The sequence below is a fragment of the Agrobacterium genomosp. 13 str. CFBP 6927 genome (assembly GCA_900012615.1).
In the GTDB taxonomy this organism is placed as follows: domain Bacteria; phylum Pseudomonadota; class Alphaproteobacteria; order Rhizobiales; family Rhizobiaceae; genus Agrobacterium.
In genome coordinates this window covers 913,972-933,444 of record LT009756.1, presented here as the reverse complement: position 1 = coordinate 933,444, position 19,473 = coordinate 913,972, and the positions used below count along the sequence as shown (strand labels likewise).

Below are 19,473 nucleotides of genomic sequence, written 5' to 3'. Positions count from 1 at the left end.
TGCTGCAAACAAGACAGGACACAACCCATGGATCTCGGCATTTCCGGCAAACGTGCTCTCGTTCTCGCCTCCTCACGCGGCCTTGGGCTGGGCATTGCCACGGCGCTGGCGAAGGAAGGCGCCAATGTCCTTTTCGTCGGCAGAAGCGGTGAGAAGCTGGATGCGAACTGCAAGGCGATCAATGCGCTCGGCAAGGGCAAGGCCGACTGGGTCTGGGGCGATCTTGCCGATGACAATTTCGTCGAGACCATGGTTCAGGCGGTCAAGGACAAGCTCGGCGGCATCGACATTCTCGTCAACAACACCGGCGGCCCGACACCGGGCCTTGCACAGGAGATCACGACGGACAAGCTGGAGACGTTCTTCCAGTCGATGGTGCTGCGCGTCATCACGCTCACCAACGCGCTTTTGCCGCAGATGAAGGAACAGGGCTTCGGCCGCATCCTGACCGTCGCCTCCTCCGGCGTGTTCGAACCCATCCCCAATCTGGCGCTCTCCAATACGCTGCGCGGGGCGCTGGTGGGCTGGAGCAAGACGCTGTCGTCGGAAGTCGCCGGTTTCGGCATCACCTCCAACCTGCTCCTGCCCGGTCGCATTCACACCGACCGCATCGACGAGCTGGATGGCGCCAACGCCAAGCGTCTGGGCAAAAGCGTCGAGGAAATCCGCGAGGCCTCCGTCAAGAGCATTCCGGCCGGCCGCCTCGGCACGGTGGAGGAATTCGCCGCCGCCGGCGCTTTCCTCTGCTCGGTACCGGCAAGCTACATCACCGGCACAATGCTCAGGGTAGATGGCGGCGCGGCGAAGTCGAACTGACGCCGAAAGGAACCGGGCCGCTCAAGAGGCCGCTCCGTAGACCACGACGCGGTTTCGGCCCGTATTCTTGGCCTCATAAAGCGCCGTGTCGGCACGGCGCAAGACATCGCTGGCGCTCTCTCCGGGATTGGCAAAGGCAATGCCGGCCGAGCAGCTGTAGCGGAAATCCGGCACATCGCTCAGCGGTGATGCCTCGCGCAACGATGCCAGCAACGTCTGCATGATGTCTTGCGCGCTCAGCATGCGCGAGCCGCCGAGAACGAGCAGAAACTCTTCGCCGCCAATCCGCCCGATCAGATCGTCGCGGCCGCCGGCGGCGCAGAGGCGACCGGCGAAATCCTTCAGCACCATATCACCGCTTGCATGGCCGAAACGGTCATTCACCGCCTTGAAGTGGTCTATATCCATGATGATGACGGCAAGGGCCTGGGCCTTGTTGGGACCGAGCATGTGGCTGAGACTGTCCATGGCGTAACGGCGGTTGCCGAGGCCGGTGAGTTCATCGCTCAGCGCCGATTTCAGCGCCCTGTCACGCTCCTGCCGCAGATCGCGCAATTCGATGCCGAGTTCGGAGACATCGGTGACCACGCACAGCATCCAGCCGCCGGGCAGCGTCGTTTCCGTGGTCAGCATCCAGCGCCCGTCGTTCAGGCTGGTCTCGATGGTGCGGAAGGGTAATTTGCCGCGCCTCGTTCTGGCGGAACGCAGCCACAGTTCGAAATCGGTGGTCTCTATGGCCGTGCCACTGGCGTTGTGGTAGCCACTACGCATCAGCTCCACCCATGTCGGAAAATCATCCGGTCCCATGCCAAGCGCTAGGCGGAACGCGGAGTTGGCAAAACGCAGCGTGTCACCGCCGTCAAAAAGGGCATAACCCTGCTGCGACGCTTCCATCAGCTCCATGAGGTGACGGTTAAGGTTTTCCGCGTCGCCGCACACGAGGACGGGCCGCTCCTGCGGCACTTCTTCAGGCAAGGAACGGGCCGACTTGCGGGACATTGAGGCTCCGTCTACAAACGCAACAAATATAAAAATAAACTGCTCTTAAACGCTATATTTCAGCCTTATACTCGGCTTATGCAAAAAAATATTTAATGCGGCCGATAAGACTCCGTTCCGCCGACGATGATTACTTCATGCAAATGTCACAATAAACGCGAGCGCGGCGCTTGCCATTCCGCCGGGCTTGTGCAATCAACCGCCCTCCTCTGACATCGGGACGCCAAGGGCATCCCTTATTTTCACGCCGGGCCGCTTCCAAGGCCGGGCGGTTATATCTATCGGCGACAAGGAATATGGCGATGACGCAAAAGCGGGCTCTCGGCCTCGATTTCGGCACGACCAACACGGTCATGGCTCTTTCCAATGGCGGCGGCGACAGCCGCTCCATGCGTTTCACCAGCAGCGCAGGCACGGATGACAGCATGCGCACGGCACTCTCCTTCATGAAGGATTCGGGCCTGGGCGCTGCCGCCCTGCATGTGGAAGCTGGCCATGCCGCCATCCGGCAATTCATCGACAATGCGGGCGATTGCCGTTTCCTGCAATCCATCAAGACCTTCGCGGCCTCGCCGCTCTTCCAGGGCACGCTCATCTTCGCAAAGCGCCAGAGCTTCGAAGATCTGATGGATGTATTCCTGCGCAAGCTGAAGACCTATGCGGGTGCGGAATGGCCGGGCGACGTCTCCACCGTCATCGCCGGCCGGCCAGTGCGTTTCGCCGGCAGCAATCCGGACGAGGCGCTGGCGCTTGCCCGTTACAACGAGGCGCTGGGCCGGGCCGGTTTTCCGGAAATCCACTATGTCTACGAGCCGGTGGCGGCCGCCTATTATTTTGCCCAGAGCCTGAAAAAGGATGCCAACGTGCTGGTGGCTGATTTCGGCGGCGGTACCACCGACTATTCGCTGATCCGTTTCGAGACCCATGCCGGCAAACTTTCCGCCACCCCCATCGGTCATTCGGGCGTGGGTGTTGCGGGCGATCATTTCGATTTCCGCATGATCGACAATCTCGTCTCGCCGGAAATCGGCAAGGGCAGCAAGTTCAAAAGCTTCGACAAGGTGCTGGATGTGCCCTCCGGCTATTACGTCAATTTCGGCCGCTGGAACCAGCTGTCGATCTTCAAGACCTCGAAGGAATTCACCGACCTGAAATCGCTGGTGCGCTCGGCGCTGGAACCGGAAAAACTCGAACTCTTCATCGACCTGGTGGAGCATGATGAGGGTTATCCGCTCTATCAGTCGATTTCCGCCACCAAGATGGCGCTGTCCTCCTCCGAGGAAGCGGAGTTCAATTTCGCGCCGCTCGGCAAGGCCGGACGCAAGACGGTCAAGCGCAGCGACTTCAACAGCTGGATCGCCGAGGACCTTGCCAAGATTGAGGGCGCGCTGGACGAAGTTCTGGAAAAGACGCAGGTCGCACCGGATGCAATCGACAAGGTGTTCCTGACCGGCGGTACCTCCTTCGTACCGGCGGTGCGGGAGCTTTTCACCCGCCGTTTCGATGCGGACCGGATCGAAACCGGTGGCGAATTGCTCTCGATTGCCCATGGTCTCGCAATGATCGGCGAAAGCGGTGACATTCAGCGCTGGACAGCGTGATTTACGGGTTCCCCGGGCGGCGAACATGGGATAATTTCCAGCCATGATCGCCGCTCACGACCTCTCCCCGGCCGAACTTGCCGCCCTCCTGCATTTCCATGCGGATGCGGGCGTGGACTGGTTGCTGGAGGACAGTCCGCTCGACCGTTTCGCCGAATTTGCCGCCGCCCGCGCTGCCCGCCCGGCAGCGGGGCAAGAGGCACCCGCGCGCCGGACGGAGAACGGTGGGGCAGAACGCCATGCCGATACATCGCAGCGGCAGGCGCCGGGGCGCAACGCTCCGGCAAGAGGTGCTGCGCAGGCTGGCGCACTTCAGCAACCGGCCGTTCAGCAAAATGTCGCCGTGCCGGATGAACAGGCCGTGGCAGCCGCCCGTTTTGCGGCGGAAAGTGCGCGGTCTCTTTCCGAACTGAAAACCGCGCTTGAGGGGTTCAGCGGCTGCAACCTCAAGAACAGCGCCCGTAACACGGTGTTCACTGAGGGCGATCCTGCCTCCGCCATCATGGTCATCGGCCCCATGCCGGATGCGGATGACGACCGCGAGGGCCTGCCCTTTGCCGGCAAGACGGGGCTGCTGCTCGACAGGATGCTGGCGGCCATCGGCCTTGAGCGCAGCGCGATCCTGCTCGGCAATGTCCTGCCCTGGCGACCGCCGGGCAACCGCCCGCCGACTCAGGCCGAAATGGATATTTGCCGCCCCTTCATCGAGCGTCAGATCGCTCTTGCGGAGCCGAAATACCTGTTGCTTCTGGGCAACTTGACCGCACGTTTCTTTTTTGGCGGCACCGGAACGATCCATACGCTACGCGGACAGTGGCGTGATGTCGCAGCCGGACATATGGTTTTGCCAGCTCTGGCCAGCCTGCATCCGCAGGAACTTTTGAACGCGCCTGCCTCCAAGTCATTGGCATGGCAGGATTTATTAGCGTTTCAGGCAAAAATCTCCGAAGGCTGATTGCCTTATTCTTGCTCAGTGTAAACGAATTATGAAAAAAGCCATGCACAATGCGCATAACAGCGGCGCATTTGGCCGCCTTGCCGAATCCATGCTGCGCTGCGATATAGGCGCCATGTCTTGGGAGGAATTCGGTTTAAGGAACCAAGGCAATGACCACTCGCTTCCGTCCGGTGCATTCCGGCTTTGAAACACTCCGTCTGGCGGGCCTCGGCCCTCGTTCCAGTCAGGGTTACCATCGTTTCGGCGCTGCCGCTAACGAACAGCTGACCGCACGTGCTGCCATGCAGCAGGTTCGCGTCACACGTCCCGCAGCTGTCTTCGCGGATTTCCGCGAGCGCTGAGAGCATTCAGGCAGGCGTAAAATCCTGTCCATATAGATGATTGCGCGCTGGCGTCTTTCTTCGGGAAGGCGCCTTTTGCTTTTGCGTGTTTTTTGCGAGGCTGCGACAAGGTCTTGAGCCGACTCACAGGGTTACAGCGCCGCCCGGCCGTCCCTTCTTCCGCCAACGCCAGTTGAGGCGAAAACTGCACTCTCCTCTCGTCCTCCGCCGTGCGTCTTCCGGCTCCGTCATTCCGGCCTTGAGCCGGAATCCAGCCAGCCCAAGTCCTAGGGCTGAAACGGCTCTTCTCGCCGCGCAGACCCGCCTCGGCTGGATCCCGGCTCAAGGCCGGGATGACGGAGGAGAAGCATTTTTCGTGAAATTCAGCGGATGAGAATGCCGCGCGCTTATCCTGAGAACATGCAGGACGCGTAGATTTGGGCTCCCTCACCCCTGTGGGGTCGAGGCCTTGCGCGCCGCCCGTCTCGCCAGCCCCAGCTGATGCTCGCGGAAGATGATGAAGATGCCCGCCATGATAACGATTGCCGTGCCGATCAGCATGGTGATGGTGGGCACGTCTCCGAACAGGATATAGGAGACGACAACGCCGAAGACGATGGAGCTGTATTCGAAAGGCGCGATGGTCGAGACTTCCGCGTGGCGATAGCTCTCCGTCAGGAAGATTTGTGCAACGCCGCCGCAAATGCCGCTGGTAATCAGCAGGATGGACTGCCTGGCGTCCAGGTCGCTCCAGCCGAAGGGCACGCTCACCAGCGACAGCAATGTGGCGGTGAGCGAGAAATAAAGCACGATGGTCGGCGTCTTTTCCGTGTCCACCAATTGCCGCACCTGAATCATGGCGAGGCCACCGAGTGCTGCACCGCAAAGCACGGCAATCGCGCCCAGCCCTTCGCCGGAGGCAAAGCCGCCCTCTCTCAGAAGCGTCATCTTCGGCCATAAAATCACCAGCACCCCCATCATGCCGACGAAAACCGCGCTCCAGCGATAGATACGCACTTTCTCACGCAGAATGAAGGCCGCAAAGACCACGGCCAGCAGCGGCGACGCGTAACCGATAGCGATGAATTCCGGCAGCGGCAGCATGGTCAGCCCATAAAAACCGCAGGCCATGGACAGGATGCCGAGAAAACCGCGTTTGAAATGGCCAAGCAGATTGTTGGTATGCAGCGCGCTTGTCAGCGCATGCAGCCAGGCCAGATAGACAACGATGGGGATAATAGCGAAAGCGGAGCGGAAGAAGGTGATCTGGCCGGCCGGCACGTCGGGACCGGCGGCTTTGATACACGTCTGCATGACAAGAAAAAAGCCGACCGAAATCAGCTTCATGCTTATCCCGCGAAAGGGATTTGTCGGCTCGGCGTTCATTGGCAGTTACTCATATCGGCTGCGCAAACACGCCATCGGGAAATTTTCATGCGGGGAAGGACAACGCAGGGGAATTGGATTTATGCAAGGCTAGAGCATTCCTCCCGCCCTTTACATCAAAAAATGTTATTCGCCCATGAATTCGGTTGATCCGACCGTAACAGGACATTGCTTTTGTCCAATACAGGCGAGGCATGCTAAAATTTGAAGAAAATAAAATACAATTTCAGCAATCGTTCAACATTTGCTGCGATGGTCCGCAGGTCCGGCAGCGGGAGGATCGTCTGCGGGGCCGGAAAAGCCTTCCATGGCGGGACAGAATGTCCTCCGACGCGCACATGAACGTGACGAATACTGCACCTATTTTACATCCGGGCCTTATGACGACATGATGCCCGGAGGACAACGACAAAGTTATTCAGGAACAGTCATGCGAACAGACACGGGCCAGATCGTTCACCTGGCAGATTACCGCCCCACCGATTTCGTTCTGGAGCGGGTGGATCTCACCTTCGAACTCGACCCCAAGAATACCAAGGTCGAAGCCCGTCTGATCTTCCACCGCCGGGAAGGCGCTGACGAGACAGCTCCCCTCGTTCTCGATGGCGACGAGCTGAAGCTTTCGGGGCTGCTGCTCGACCAGGTGGAGATTCCCGCCGGCCAATATGACGCCACGCCGGAAAGCCTGAGCATCCGCAATCTGCCGATTGAGGCGCCCTTCGAAATCTGCGTCACGAATTACATCAATCCGCAGGTCAATACGCAGCTGATGGGGCTTTACCGCACCAATGGCGTTTATTGCACCCAATGCGAGGCGGAAGGTTTCCGCCGCATCACCTATTTCCCCGACCGGCCTGATGTTCTGGCGCCCTATACCGTGACGATCATCGCGGCGAAGGAAGGCAATCCCCTGCTGCTGTCGAACGGCAATTTCCTCGGCGGCGGCAATTACGATGAAGGCCGTCACTTTGCGGCATGGTTCGATCCGCATCCGAAACCCAGCTATCTCTTCGCGCTTGTCGCGGGTGATCTCGGCGTGGTGGAAGACACATTCACCACCATGTCCGGCCGCGACGTGGCGCTGAAGATTTACGTCGAGCACGGCAAGGAGCCGCGTGCGGCCTATGCCATGGACGCGCTGAAGCGTTCAATGAAGTGGGACGAAGAGCGCTTCGGCCGCGAATATGACCTCGATATTTTCATGATCGTCGCCGTGTCTGATTTCAACATGGGCGCGATGGAGAACAAGGGTCTCAACGTCTTCAACGACAAATTCGTGCTGGCCGACCCGGAAACCGCCTCCGACGCTGACTACGCCAATATCGAGCGCATCATCGCGCATGAATATTTCCACAACTGGACGGGCAACCGCATCACCTGCCGCGACTGGTTCCAGCTCTGCCTGAAGGAAGGCCTGACGGTCTATCGCGATCAGGAATTTTCCGCCGACATGCGCTCACGACCGGTCAAGCGCATCGCCGATGTGCGTCACCTGAAATCGGAGCAATTTCCCGAGGATTCCGGCCCGCTGGCGCATCCGCCGCGCCCCGATACCTATCGTGAAATCAACAATTTCTACACGACGACCGTTTATGAAAAGGGCGCCGAAGTCACCCGTATGATCGCCACGATCCTTGGGGAAAACGACTTCAAGAAGGGCATGGACCTCTATTTCGAGCGCCATGACGGCGAAGCCGCCACCGTCGAGGATTTCGTCAGGAGCTTCGCGGATGCCAGCGGCCGTGACCTTTCGCAGTTTTCGCTGTGGTACACCGAAGCGGGCACGCCGCTCGTTTCCGTCTCCTCGGCTTACGACGCCGGCAACGCCACCTTCAGGCTGACGCTGGAGCAGACGACCGCGCCAACGCCCGGCCAGCCGGTGAAACAGCCGCGTCACATTCCCCTGTCGCTAGCGCTGATCCTCGATAACGGCCAGATCGCCGAGCCTCAGGCCGTCGAAGGCGGCGACTATCGCGACGGCGTGCTGCACCTGACCGAACGCAACCAGACCTTCTCCTTCTCCGGCATTTCCTCGCGGCCGGTGCTGTCGATCAATCGCAGCTTCTCGGCGCCGATCAATCTGGATTTCGAGCAGAATGCGGCCGATCTGGTGCAGATCGCCCGGCATGAGACGGATATGTTCGCGCGCTTCCAGGCGCTGACCGATCTTGCCCTGCCGGCGCTGATTGCCGCCACCAGGGCCGTGCAGAGTAGCAAGGACGTTCAAACGGATGCGGAGCTGACCGCAACGCTCATCGAAATCATCGGCAACGACGCCCTTGAGCCCGCCTTCCGGGCGCAGGCGCTGGCCTTGCCGAGCGAAACGGATATTGCCCGTGAAATGGGCGGCGACAACGATCCGGACGCCATCCACAAGGCGCGCAACGCCACGATCAAGGCCATTGCGACGGCCGGGCTCGAAACGCTGCGGCGGCTTGCCGACAGCACGGCTGACGGCGAGGCCTACAGCCCGGACGCGGAAAGCGCTGGACGCCGCTCGCTGCGCAACGGCGCGCTTACCTATCTCGCCTTTGCCGAGGAGACCCCGGCCCGCGCGGCGAAGGCCTTTGCCGACGCCACCAACATGACCGATCTCGCCCATGCGCTTAGCGTCCTGACCCAGCGTTTCCCGGAAAGCACGGAAACAAAGGAAGCGCTTGCCGCCTTTGAAACACGCTTTGCCGACAATGCGCTGGTGCTCGACAAGTGGTTCTCGCTGCAGGCCGCCATTCCCGGCGACGGTGCGCTCGACCGGATCAAGGCGCTGATGAAATCGAAACATTTCATCGCCACCAACCCGAACCGGGTACGCTCGCTCGTCGGCACGCTTGCCTTCGCCAATCCCACCGGCTTCCACCGTGCCGATGGCGCGGCCTACCGATTCCTGGCGGAACAGATCATCGCCATCGACAAGCGCAATCCGCAGCTTGCCGCCCGCATTCTCACATCCATGCGCTCCTGGCGATCGCTGGAGGCAAGCCGTGCCGAACACGCCAAGGCGGCGCTTTCGACGATCGCCGACGCCAAGGGACTGTCGACGGATGTAAGCGACATCGTCGGGCGCATCCTGAAGGGCTGACCTCCCCACGCCAACACTCCGGACAATGCCGATACGCCGTCTTGATCACCATCAAGGCGGCGTATTGCATTGCGCGACATGATGGTTCGCGGGAGGCCGGGAACGGCTGAAGAGACCGGAAAGGAATTTCAGATGACGGACATGTCCAAGACCAGCGCTTCGTTTCAGCGCTTCATGACCGATGCTCCGGCCCACAAGGCGGCATGGTTTCAGGCCGTGCAGGGTCTAGGGGCGGCGTCCACGCTCGATGTGAAAACGCAGAGCCTGATCTATATCGGCATTCTTGCCGCCCTGCGTCTGGATAGCGGCCTCGCCTTTCACGTGATGGAAGCCAAGTTGCGGGGCGCAAGCCGCGACGATATCATCAGCGCGGTGCTGACCGGTCTTCCCGCGGCGGGCAATGGCGTGATCAGCGCACTTGGCCCGGCTCTCGAGGCCTTCGACGCAGCCTGACGCCTGTTCCAGCGGCGTTCTGCAAAGACCGGATCAGATTGCCGGCTCACTGATTTCGTTCATAATTCCCGCCTTCGACAGAGCGGAAACAGACCGTCCCGAAAAAATACGGAGTCGGTTCAAGGGGTTAAAATTCTTTTAACTTTTGCCTCTGGACACGGCGAATCGCATTTGATTCACTAGCCATATTCGAGCGGCGGCGCTTCGAATCACTGGGGACATCTTGAAGGCGGGACAATGACGAACGTGCGGCGGGCGACTGCGGGCGATGAGCGGCCGTATGCCAAATTTTCTGATCTTGCGGCCTGGAGCGAAAGGCTCTCCAGCGACCTGATGGGTTTGATGAATGGCTCCGACCGCCCGGTCTTGCAGGTCGAGACCCTGCTCAAGCGCCTGATCCCCATTCTCATCCTCGCCTTCCTCGTCGTCGTTGCTGCGTCACGCATGCTGGGCATCGCTGCCGAATACGGCCGCATGGAAGAGGCCGCCCGCCACTCCACGGCGTTGACGGCGCTTACTGCCAAGGCGGCTCTTCTCAACAACGGTTCGGTCTTCGCCTCGCAGGAGCGCACCCAGGCAGAAGCTGCTCTCGTTGCGGCGTTGCCGTCCGGCAGCCTTGCCGATGGCACCATGGTGCTTCTCTCCGGAAGCAATGGCCGCATTTTCGCCGGCGCCGGCAAGGAAGCGATGCTTTATATCGGCACGTCGCTGCCGGCTTTACTTCCAGAAATTGCCATCGTGCAGCGCTTCCCCGGCGCGCCCGGCACCATCGAGACCAATATCGACGGCCAGCAGCATTATGCGACGATGATCCCCTTCGGCGACGATGGCGCGATGGTGATCGCGGCCCGCTCGCTGCAGCCGATCCGTTCCTTCTGGCGCAGCGAAATCGCCATGAATGTGACGCTGTTCGCCGGTATCTCCTCGATCCTGCTGGTCGTGCTTTATGCCTATTACATGCAGGTGAAGCGCGCCCGCGACGCCGACGACATCTTCGCCGAATCCAACCTGCGGGTCGAAACCGCGCTGTCTCGCGGCCGCTGCGGGTTGTGGGATTTCGATCTTTCCACCCGGCGCATGTTCTGGTCCGGTTCGCTCTACGAAATTCTCGGGCTGCCGCCGAAGGCCGCACCGCTGTCCTTCTCCGACGCGGCGCGGATGATGCATTCCGAAGACGGCAATCTCTATGAGCTTGCCCGCGCCGTCGGCTGCGGCAACCTGCGCCAGATCGATCAGATCTTCCGCATGCGCCATGCCAAGGGCCATTATGTCTGGCTGCGCGCCCGCGCCCAGGTCATCCGCACCAATAACGGCCCGCGCGTCATCGGCATCGCCATGGATGTCACCGAGCAGCATCGCCTTGCGCAACGCTACGCCGAAGCCGACCAGCGCCTTGCCGACGCCATCGAATCCACCTCGGAAGCCTTCGTGCTTTGGGACAAGAACGACCGTCTGGTGATGTGCAACACCCATTACCAGAAGGCCTATGGCCTGCCGGACAGCGTGCTGGTGGCAGGCACGGAAAAAAGCACCGTCTATGCCGCAGCCGCCCGCCCCGTCGTTGAACGTCGCGTTGCCGATCCGGACCAGTCCGGCCTGTCGCGCACCACGGAAGTGCAGCTTGCCGATGACCGCTGGCTGCAGATCAACGAGCGCCGCACCCGCGATGGCGGCCTCGTCGCGGTCGGCACCGATATCACCCTTCTGAAGCGTCATCAGGAGCGCCTGCGCGATTCCGAACGCCGGCTTATGGCCACCATCGGCGACCTCTCCGCCTCGCAGCACAAGCTGGAGCGGCAGAAGACCGAGCTTTCCGACGCCAATGCCAATTATCTCGCCGAGAAAGAGCGTGCGCAGGCCGCCAACCGGGCGAAATCCGAATTCCTCGCCAATATGAGCCATGAGCTGCGCACGCCGCTCAACGCCATCCTCGGCTTTTCCGACATCCTGCAGAATGAGATGTTCGGACCGGTCGGCTCGCCGAAATATTCCGAATATGCCCGCGATATTCACGATAGCGGCAAACACCTGCTCAACGTCATCAACGATATTCTCGACATGTCGAAGATCGAGGCGGGCCATATGCGCATCAACCGCGAGACGATCGATCTCGCGCCGCTGATCGAGGAGACCCTGCGGCTGACCGCCATTCAGGCCGAGCAGAAGAACATCACCGTGCAGCAGAAGGTCTGCGCTGGGCTGACCATGCAGGGCGACCGCCGCGCCATGAAGCAGATCATGCTCAACCTGCTCTCCAACGCCGTGAAATTCACCGGCGATGGCGGTCGCATCGCGCTGCGCACCCATGTGCATCAGGCCGCGATGATCCTCACCATCGCAGACACCGGCATCGGCATTCCCGCCCAGGCGCTCAACAAGATCGGCCAGCCTTTCGAACAGGTGCAAAGCCAATATGCCAAGAGCCAGGGCGGCTCCGGCCTCGGGCTCGCCATTTCCCGCTCGCTGGTGAAGCTGCACGGCGGCACGATGAAAATCCGCTCGTGTGAGGGACGTGGCACCGTGGTGACGATCATCATTCCGCATTCGGCGGGGTGCTGCGGGACGGTGCATTGAGGTGGCGTCGGGTGCGCTGACTTTCCTGCAATATGTAAAGCTTGAGTGCGCGATACCCCCCTCTGCCCTGCCGGGCATCTCCCCCTCAAGGGGGGAGATCAGGTGGGAGCTAACGCTCGCTCATTCGCAACGTTAGAGATGGGGTGAAGAGTGCCGCATATCGATCTCCCCCCTTGAGGGGGAGATGCCCGGCAGGGCAGAGGGGGGGGAGCCTCACCCACCATTCTTCACCGTCCCCACAAACGCCTTGCGCACCGCCTTCGCCAGCCGCTTCACCTCTCCCTCCAGTGTGGGAATGTCAGGGCAGTCCCCCGCCCGGCAAACGAGATCGGTGAGGCCCGCCGGCGCTTCCTTCGGGTTGAAGGCGCCGTCGATGCATAGCCGCACGATCTGCGAGATTTCGGTGTAGAGCGCCATCGCCGCCATGCAATCATCAAAGGCCTGCGGCTCCATGACAGGGGCAGCGAGCGCCTGCAGCGCCTCGGCCGTGTTGCGCCCCGGTTCATGCGCGGCAAGCCCCTTCACCGGCCCCACCAGCGCCAGATATTGGGCGATGAATTCGAGGTCGATCAATCCGCCATTGATGAGCTTGAAATCCCAGTTGTTTTCCGGCGGCTTTTCCTGCTCGATCAGGCTGCGCATCTCCAGCACATCGGCGGAGACCTTGGCCACGTCACGTTTCTGGGAAAGGATGGAGGCGATGATGCGCCGCGCATCTTCCATCAGCGAGGCATCGCCGCAGATCAGGCGGGCGCGGGAGAGCGCCATATGCTCCCAGGTCCAGGCTTCCTCGCGCTGGTATTTCTCGAAGGCGGAAATGCGGGTCGCCACCGGGCCCTTGTTGCCGGAGGGGCGAAGCCGCATGTCCACCTCGTAAAGCACGCCTTCCGCCGTCGGGGCCGACAGCGCGGCAATCAGCCTTTGCGTGACACGGGTGAAATAACGCACAACATCGAGCGGCTTTGCGCCGGTCGATTCATGGGCGGCATCGTCATAATCGTAAAGCAGGATGAGATCGACATCCGAACCGGCCGTCAGCTCAAAAGAGCCGAGCTTGCCCATGCCCATGACAGCCACGCGCCCGCCGGGATAAAGCCCATGCGCCGCTTCCATTTCCGAAAGAACTGCATTCAGCGCCGCCTCTATCACCAGATCGGCAAGATGGGTGAAGGCGCGGGCGGCCACTTCGCCGCGGATCGCGCCGGTCAGCAGCCGAACGCCGATCAGGAAACGCTGTTCGGCGGCGAAGATGCGCAGACGGTCGAGAATATCCTCGTAATGGCGGGCATTGGAGAGGAAATTGCCCATGCGGTGGGCGAGATAGTCGCGCGTCGGCACGTCGCTCATCAATGCCGGGTCCAGCATGCCGTCGAAGACATGCGGGCGGGCGGCGATGATTTCGGCAAGGCGCGGTGCGGACGACATGATCGTCACAAGCAGATCAAGCAGCGCCGGGTTGTTTCCGAGCAGCGAAAAGAGCTGGATGCCAGCCGGCAGACCGGAGAGGAAATTGTCGAAACGCAGCAACGCCTCATCCGCGCGTTTGCTTTCACCGAAGGCGCGCAGCAGGTCCGGCGTCAGCTCCGTCAACCGCTCGCGCGCCTCCACCGATTGCGTCGCCCGGTAACGGCCATTGTGCCAGGTGCGGATAACGCGGGAAATATCCTCCGGCCGCTGAAAACCAAGGGTGGAAAGCGTCTTTAACGTATCGGGGTCGTCCTTCTGGCCGGTGAAGACCAGATTGCCGGCCTCACCGGAAAGCTTCGTTTCCTGCTCGAACAGCGCCGAATAACGACGCTCCACCAGCCGCAGCACCTCTTCCAGCTTTTCCGAAAAGGCCTTGGTGTCCTCAAAACCGAGCATGAAGGCGATGCGCTTCAATTCGGCTTCGGTGTCCGGCAACACATGGGTCTGCTCGTCGCGCACCATCTGGATGCGGTGCTCCACCTCGCGCAGAAACCAATAGGCGTCTGTCAGGCTGTCACGCGTTTCGGCATCGATCCATTTTGCTTCGGTGAGCGCCGCAAGCGCCTCCTGCGTTGCGCGCACCCGAAGCGCCGGCATACGGCCGCCGGCAATGAGCTGCTGCGTCTGCGCGAAGAACTCGATCTCGCGGATGCCGCCGCGCCCGAGCTTGACATTGTGGCCCTTCACCGCAATCGCGCCATGGCCCTTATGGGCGTGGATCTGCCGCTTGATGGAGTGAATATCGGCAATCGCCGCGTAATCGAGATATTTGCGGAAGATGAAGGGCGTCAACTCGCGCAGAAAGTTTTCGCCCGCCTTGATGTCGCCCGCCACCGGCCGCGCCTTGATATAGGCGGCGCGTTCCCAGTTCTGGCCCCTGCCCTCGTAATAAAGCAGCGCCGCCTCCACGGGAATGGCGAGTGGCGTCGAGCCGGGGTCTGGCCGCAGCCGCAGATCGGTGCGGAAAACGTAACCATCGGCCGTGCGCTCCTGCATGATGCGCACGAGACGGCGCATCATGCGGCCGAAATTCTCCGTCGCATCATAGGGATCGTCCATGATGCCGGCTGAGGGTTCGAAGAACACCACGGCGTCGATATCGGAAGAATAGTTCAGTTCGCGCGCGCCGAGCTTGCCCATACCGAGCACGATCAGGCCGGAACCCTCGCTTGGCGCGGCCACGTTCTTCAGTTTGAGCTTGCCGCTCTCATGGGCGGCCAGCAGCAGGTGGTCTATAGCGGCGGAAAGCGATGCATCCGCCATGTCGCTCAGCCAGCGTGTTGTATCGCGGGCGGTGAAGATGCGCGCCAGATCGGCAAGCGCCGCAACGAAGGAGAGCCGCCGCTTGGCGACCCTCAGCCGTGACATCACCTCGTTTTCCACGGGCACGCCACCCTCTTCGCCCGGCCTCCAGCAATCGCGCGCTTCACGGACGAGATCGGCAAGCAGCGGCGTGAGCGGCTTTGAAATCGCAAGCGTCAGCAGCCCCTCATCCGCCGCCGCCATGTCGCGCAGATAGGGCGAGAGCGTGAAAGCCGTAGCGATGAAATCCTTCAGCGGGCTTTCGGCGGCGAGCAGCGCCGCCACCGTCGGTTCGGCCTTGGCGATATCCTTGAGCGTCGAGAGAACGGATTTCAGTTCCGTCTGCGTATAGGGGCGGATAACGCCCGGCAGAACCTCGCTCAGCCGCCTTTCAGCGGTTTCCCGTTTCGTCACAGTCTCTCTCCCTCTCCCGGGCGCCCTGCGCTTCGACGCTGCCTGATTTTCGGGAGGGATCGCTCGCCGAAAAATCGTCCTGCCGCCGCGATTGTCGAAGCTTTCGGGCGCATACACCCCGCGTTGTAACAAATGCGGGGCGCTTTGCGATCAGGAAAACCGTTTTTACCGATCTTTTCCAGGTCCCGGCATGCGGAAGCGCCATTTCAGTCGTAGCCGGCAATCTCGCGTAATGTCTCCGCAATTGTGCCCGCGTAGCGTCCTCCTCAACGAAACCCGACTCCCAGGTTTTGCAAGGCTTGATGCTGCAACGGATATGATCATGAAACAGATTTTTACAGTGAAATGGCAAAAGAACCTGCGTGCGATGGCCTTGTGCCTGGGCACGCTGCCCCTGGCGCAGGCCGTCTCTACGCCCGTCTTCGCTGCCGATATCGGCAAATCCGACAGGTTCGCCGAACCGCAGGGCAATTTCGACAATGCCCGCTACAGCAGTTCCAGCGAGTGGAAGATCACGCTTGGCGTGGGTGCTGCCTACGCTCCCAAATATGAGGGCTCGGACAAGCTGGAAGCGGGTGCGGTTCCGCTGGTGTCCGTCCAGTATGGAGACACGCTCAGCATCGATTTCAGCGGCGTTACCGTCAACCTGCTGAACCACAACGGCTTCAGACTGGGTGTGAAGGGCGGATGGGAAGCCGGGCGCAAGGAAAAGGACGACAAGAAAAACCTGCGCGGAATGGGTGACATCAAGGCGGGCGGCGTGGTCGGCGGCGTCATTGCCTATGGCATCGATCCCTTCGAAGTCTATGCGAAGGTGGACAAGACCATCAACGGCAGCGAAGGCCTGACGGCAACCGTCGGTGCCAGCGTTTCGCACAAGGTCGACCAGTTCATCCTCGGCGCGGACCTTTCCGCCACCTGGGCGGATGACAAGCACATGAAATCCTATTTCGGCGTCACCTCGGCCCAGTCCGCCCGGTCGGGCCTGCGCCGCTACGACGCCAAGGCAGGCTTCAAGCGCATCGACGCCAGCGCCTCCGTCACGTATCTTATGACCGAGAACTGGTCGATCACCGGCACCGGCGGTGTCGGCTTCCTGCTGGGCGATGCCAAGGACAGTCCCCTGTCGAAAAAAGACATCCAGCCGTTCGCCATGCTGGGCGTCGCCTACACCTTCTGATCCGGAGCATCCCAACTGAGAGAGGGTGCGCGGCCGAAGTCAGTCGCGCATCTTCACTGCATGGAGATTAACGCATGCAGCGGGCGGACAAGCCTCGTTGTGCTCAGAGGATCCTGTCCCTGTATTCCGGCGGCGCGACCCAGCATTGCTCGCGTTTTCCGAACCAACGGTAGCGATTGCGCGCGGCAAAACGATAAACGGGATCGCGCAAAAATGCGGGAATGATGCGTAGGACGGCGAGCAGCCGCCACGGCAAGCCAAGCGCCTCATAGATGCTCAAAATAGCGTCGCTGTCCTGTCGCACGCTTTCGCCTTCCACGACGAGCAGACTGGCCGGGTTTTTCGGGTCCATGCCATGTCGCCGGTAGATTTCCGCACCGACGTCTCCCTGCATGGATGCCAGCCGGAAATATCCGACCGCGTCATGCCGCAGCACGAATTGCGCATTCACGGAACACAGCACGCATTCGGCATCGAACAGAATGATCGGGTGGTGTCGGTCACCGGTCGAGGGAGATGTGCTTGCCATCCGTCGCAGGTCCTTTTGTCGATCACGAAGCGATCTCGCCTGCGATAATCTCGCCAGACGGCACAGTCTACGGCTTGGGAAGGGGAAACACCATCGAAACGGTCAATCCCGGGCAGGCCGCATTCGAGGCGTCCGTGTCTGAAAGCACGAGCGATCCGCCATGCAGTTCCATCACGGCCTCTACCAGAGACAGGCCAAGTCCCGTGCCGGGTTTGGAGCGGCTTTCGTCCAGCCGCACGAAGCGTTTCAGCACCTCGCCGCGCTTGTCGGCGGGGATGCCGGGGCCATGGTCCGCAACGGAAAGCACGATGGCTTCCGGCTCCGTCACAAGGCGAACGACGAGTTTCTTGTCACCTTCGCCCTCACAGGCATATTTCATGGCATTGTCGATGAGGTTTGACAGCGCCTGTCCAATCAGCTCTCGATTGCCCTTTACGGACAGGCCAGGCTCGATTTCGGCCTCAAGCACAAGCCCGGCATCCTCGGCCACCGGCTCGTAAAGCTCGGCGCTGTCGGCGGCGATTGCCGACATGTCCACATCGGTCATTTCAGCGGCAATCGAGCCGGCCTCGACGCGGGAAATCATCAACAGCGCGTTGAAGGTACGAATGAGCTGGTCGGATTCGGCAATGATGCCCTCAAGTGCGGCACGCCGTCTGCTTTCGTCATCGTCGTCAAGTGCTGCGGCCGCCTTGTTGCGCAGCCGCGTCAGCGGTGTCTTGAGGTCGTGGGCGATATTATCGGAGACCTGCCGCAGACCCTCATTCAGTTTCTCGATACGGCCGAGCATGGCGTTGAGAGAACCGGAAAGCCGGTCGAACTCGTCGCCGGAACGGCCCTGCGGCAGGCGTTGGGATAGATCGCCCGCCATGATCTTCTTGGTTGCCGCCGACATGCGGTCGATACGTTTCAGCGCATTGCGGCCGATGCCGAACCAGATGAGCAGCGCGCCGCCGCCCATGATGGCCAGCGCCACCATCAGCGCGTTGCGCACCAGCGCCCGGAACTTGGTCGGTTCGCCAAGGTCGCGGCCGATCAGGATGCGCAACCCGTTATCCAGCAGAAAGATATTGGCCGTTGCCAGGTGCTGGACGCTGTCGCCGCTTTCGGAATAACGCTCGTAACGGAAAGGAAAGCCAGTCCAGCCCTCCTTGTCGAAGACGCCCGGCTGCACGGAGGCGACGTTGCCGGCAAGGATTTCGCCATTCGGCCCGGCGATGACGTAAAGGCTTGCCCCCGGCTGGCGGGCACGGCGCTCCATCATCCTCAGCAGCGGGTTGATGCCGCCGCGACTATAGATGCGCTGCACATCCGAGACTTCCTGCAAGACGGCATCGCGCGTCTGCTGGTTCAGCAGCCGTTCGGAAAGGGCGGTGACATAAAAGACCAGGAAGGCGGCGCAGAGCGCAAACAGCAGGATATAGAGCGCCGAAAGGCGCACCGCTGTCGACCGGAACACTATTCTGAGGCGGGCCATTTTCGCCAATCAGCCCTCGTCCTTCATCATGTAACCGGCGCCGCGAATGGTCTTCAGAAGCGGCTTCTCGAAGTCCTTCTCGATCTTCGAGCGCAGGCGGGAGACATGCACGTCGATGACATTGGTCTGCGGGTCGAAATGATAGTCCCAGACATTTTCGAGAAGCATGGTGCGGGTCACCACCTGGCCGGCATTCTTCATCAGATATTCCAGCAGGCGGAATTCACGCGGCTGCAGCAGGATTTCCTTGCCGCCCCGGCGGACATCATGCGACAGCCGGTCAAGCTCAAGATCGCCGACGCGGTAGACCATGTCCTGCTCGGGCTTGCCCTTGCGGCGGCCAAGCACCTCGATGCGGGCGAGCAGTTCGGAAAAGGCATAGGGCTTCGGCAGATAATCGTCGCCGCCGGCGCGCAGGCCGGTGACGCGGTCATCCACCTGCCCCAGCGCGGAAAGGATCAGAACCGGCGTCTCGATGCCGCGGCGACGCAGCTCGCTGATGACGGAAAGCCCGTCGCGGCGCGGCAACATGCGGTCGATCACCATCACGTCGTAAGCGTTCTCGCAGCCCATGAACAGGCCGCTCTCACCGTCGCTGGCGTGATCGGCCACGATCCCGGCTTCGCGGAACGCCTTGGTCATATAGGCCGCAGCCTCGAGGTCGTCTTCAATGACAAGAATCTTCATGTGCGGGACAATAGCGCCCTCGCCCTTTTCCGCACAACCGGAAAGAGATGCGACAGACATTTCCTGAACCTTGTTTTCCATGAGGTTTCCTCCGAAGACCTGGTCTCTGGCACTATTGCGCTTCAAGACGGAGCGAGCGCCCAGGGACTGGGCGAGTGCGGCCGGGTTTCGTCTCCCCGCCGGGGAGAAGGTGGCCCGAAGGGTCGGATGAGGGGCAAGCGCGCAGTCTCT

General features: G+C 61.1%; 14 protein-coding genes. 8 read left to right on the top strand and 6 right to left on the bottom strand.

All coding sequences use genetic code 11. The features are described 5' to 3' along the window. The first annotated feature begins 27 nt into the window (after nt 1–27). Nucleotides 28–816, top strand: a complete 789-nt coding sequence (locus AGR13A_RS04675; RefSeq protein WP_080833945.1) for an SDR family oxidoreductase — start codon at nt 28–30, stop codon at nt 814–816. A 21-nt stretch (nt 817–837) separates the two neighbouring features. On the opposite strand, the gene AGR13A_RS04670 is transcribed toward AGR13A_RS04675, so the two are convergent. Beyond that, complete coding sequence (locus tag AGR13A_RS04670) at nt 838–1,815, bottom strand: GGDEF domain-containing protein (RefSeq protein WP_080833943.1); 978 nt, start codon at nt 1,813–1,815, stop codon at nt 838–840. Nucleotides 1,816–2,117: 302 nt separating this feature from the next. Here AGR13A_RS04670 and AGR13A_RS04665 point away from each other — a divergent pair, with 302 nt between their 5' ends. The 3 genes from AGR13A_RS04665 (at nt 2,118) to AGR13A_RS04650 (ending at nt 4,715) form a co-directional block, all read left to right on the top strand. Next, the gene (locus AGR13A_RS04665) at nt 2,118–3,416 is read left to right on the top strand and encodes an Hsp70 family protein (RefSeq protein WP_080833940.1); all 1,299 of its coding nucleotides are present in this window, start codon (nt 2,118–2,120) and stop codon (nt 3,414–3,416) included. A gap of 43 nt (nt 3,417–3,459) precedes the next feature. After that, the gene (locus AGR13A_RS04660) at nt 3,460–4,371 is read left to right on the top strand and encodes a uracil-DNA glycosylase (RefSeq protein WP_080833939.1); all 912 of its coding nucleotides are present in this window, start codon (nt 3,460–3,462) and stop codon (nt 4,369–4,371) included. A 152-nt stretch (nt 4,372–4,523) separates the two neighbouring features. After that, nucleotides 4,524–4,715, top strand: a complete 192-nt coding sequence (locus AGR13A_RS04650) for a hypothetical protein (protein ID WP_035218182.1) — start codon at nt 4,524–4,526, stop codon at nt 4,713–4,715. A gap of 426 nt (nt 4,716–5,141) precedes the next feature. Here the strand turns inward: AGR13A_RS04650 and AGR13A_RS04645 are convergent, their stop codons facing one another. Beyond that, complete coding sequence (locus AGR13A_RS04645; RefSeq protein ID WP_080833937.1) at nt 5,142–6,080, bottom strand: DMT family transporter; 939 nt, start codon at nt 6,078–6,080, stop codon at nt 5,142–5,144. 430 nt (nt 6,081–6,510) lie between these two features. Between AGR13A_RS04645 and pepN the strand changes: the two genes are divergently transcribed. The 3 genes from pepN to AGR13A_RS04630 all read left to right on the top strand — a co-directional run bounded on the left by pepN (nt 6,511) and on the right by AGR13A_RS04630 (nt 12,186). After that, nucleotides 6,511–9,159, top strand: a complete 2,649-nt coding sequence (pepN, locus tag AGR13A_RS04640) for an aminopeptidase N (RefSeq protein ID WP_080833935.1) — start codon at nt 6,511–6,513, stop codon at nt 9,157–9,159. A gap of 132 nt (nt 9,160–9,291) precedes the next feature. Further along, nucleotides 9,292–9,612 (top strand): carboxymuconolactone decarboxylase family protein, encoded by a 321-nt coding sequence (locus tag AGR13A_RS04635; RefSeq protein WP_080833933.1) that lies wholly within the window; start codon nt 9,292–9,294, stop codon nt 9,610–9,612. 237 nt (nt 9,613–9,849) lie between these two features. Continuing rightward, nucleotides 9,850–12,186, top strand: coding sequence for a PAS domain-containing sensor histidine kinase (locus tag AGR13A_RS04630; RefSeq protein WP_080833931.1), 2,337 nt, complete (start codon nt 9,850–9,852; stop codon nt 12,184–12,186). 213 nt (nt 12,187–12,399) lie between these two features. Here AGR13A_RS04630 and AGR13A_RS04625 read toward each other — a convergent pair whose 3' ends face one another. After that, on the bottom strand, nt 12,400–15,369 hold the full coding sequence (locus AGR13A_RS04625; RefSeq protein ID WP_080833929.1) for a bifunctional [glutamine synthetase] adenylyltransferase/[glutamine synthetase]-adenylyl-L-tyrosine phosphorylase: 2,970 nt from the start codon (nt 15,367–15,369) through the stop codon (nt 12,400–12,402). Between the two features lie 316 nt (nt 15,370–15,685). Between AGR13A_RS04625 and AGR13A_RS04620 the strand changes: the two genes are divergently transcribed. Next, nucleotides 15,686–16,549, top strand: a complete 864-nt coding sequence (locus tag AGR13A_RS04620) for a MipA/OmpV family protein (protein ID WP_167377406.1) — start codon at nt 15,686–15,688, stop codon at nt 16,547–16,549. Between the two features lie 103 nt (nt 16,550–16,652). Here the strand turns inward: AGR13A_RS04620 and AGR13A_RS04615 are convergent, their stop codons facing one another. The 3 genes from AGR13A_RS04615 to AGR13A_RS04605 all read right to left on the bottom strand — a co-directional run bounded on the left by AGR13A_RS04615 (nt 16,653) and on the right by AGR13A_RS04605 (nt 19,323). After that, nucleotides 16,653–17,078, bottom strand: a complete 426-nt coding sequence (locus AGR13A_RS04615; protein WP_080833927.1) for a thiol-disulfide oxidoreductase DCC family protein — start codon at nt 17,076–17,078, stop codon at nt 16,653–16,655. Nucleotides 17,079–17,145: 67 nt separating this feature from the next. Beyond that, a complete protein-coding gene (locus AGR13A_RS04610) occupies nt 17,146–18,555 on the bottom strand; it encodes a sensor histidine kinase (protein ID WP_080836541.1) in 1,410 nt (469 codons plus the stop codon). Between the two features lie 9 nt (nt 18,556–18,564). Further along, complete coding sequence (locus tag AGR13A_RS04605; RefSeq protein ID WP_035218197.1) at nt 18,565–19,323, bottom strand: response regulator transcription factor; 759 nt, start codon at nt 19,321–19,323, stop codon at nt 18,565–18,567. Between the last annotated feature and the right edge of the window lie 150 nt (nt 19,324–19,473).

Bases quoted from the DNA above. Each gene is read 5' to 3' on its own strand.
- AGR13A_RS04675 (WP_080833945.1), top strand. From the start codon at position 28: ATGGATCTCGGCATTTCCGGCAAACGTGCTCTCGTTCTCGCCTCCTCA.
- AGR13A_RS04670 (WP_080833943.1), bottom strand. From the start codon at position 1,815: ATGTCCCGCAAGTCGGCCCGTTCCTTGCCTGAAGAAGTGCCGCAGGAG.
- AGR13A_RS04665 (WP_080833940.1), top strand. From the start codon at position 2,118: ATGACGCAAAAGCGGGCTCTCGGCCTCGATTTCGGCACGACCAACACG.
- AGR13A_RS04660 (WP_080833939.1), top strand. From the start codon at position 3,460: ATGATCGCCGCTCACGACCTCTCCCCGGCCGAACTTGCCGCCCTCCTG.
- AGR13A_RS04650 (WP_035218182.1), top strand. From the start codon at position 4,524: ATGACCACTCGCTTCCGTCCGGTGCATTCCGGCTTTGAAACACTCCGT.
- AGR13A_RS04645 (WP_080833937.1), bottom strand. From the start codon at position 6,080: ATGAACGCCGAGCCGACAAATCCCTTTCGCGGGATAAGCATGAAGCTG.
- pepN (WP_080833935.1), top strand. From the start codon at position 6,511: ATGCGAACAGACACGGGCCAGATCGTTCACCTGGCAGATTACCGCCCC.
- AGR13A_RS04635 (WP_080833933.1), top strand. From the start codon at position 9,292: ATGACGGACATGTCCAAGACCAGCGCTTCGTTTCAGCGCTTCATGACC.
- AGR13A_RS04630 (WP_080833931.1), top strand. From the start codon at position 9,850: ATGACGAACGTGCGGCGGGCGACTGCGGGCGATGAGCGGCCGTATGCC.
- AGR13A_RS04620 (WP_167377406.1), top strand. From the start codon at position 15,686: ATGATCATGAAACAGATTTTTACAGTGAAATGGCAAAAGAACCTGCGT.
- AGR13A_RS04615 (WP_080833927.1), bottom strand. From the start codon at position 17,078: ATGGCAAGCACATCTCCCTCGACCGGTGACCGACACCACCCGATCATT.
- AGR13A_RS04610 (WP_080836541.1), bottom strand. From the start codon at position 18,555: ATGGCCCGCCTCAGAATAGTGTTCCGGTCGACAGCGGTGCGCCTTTCG.
- AGR13A_RS04605 (WP_035218197.1), bottom strand. From the start codon at position 19,323: ATGGAAAACAAGGTTCAGGAAATGTCTGTCGCATCTCTTTCCGGTTGT.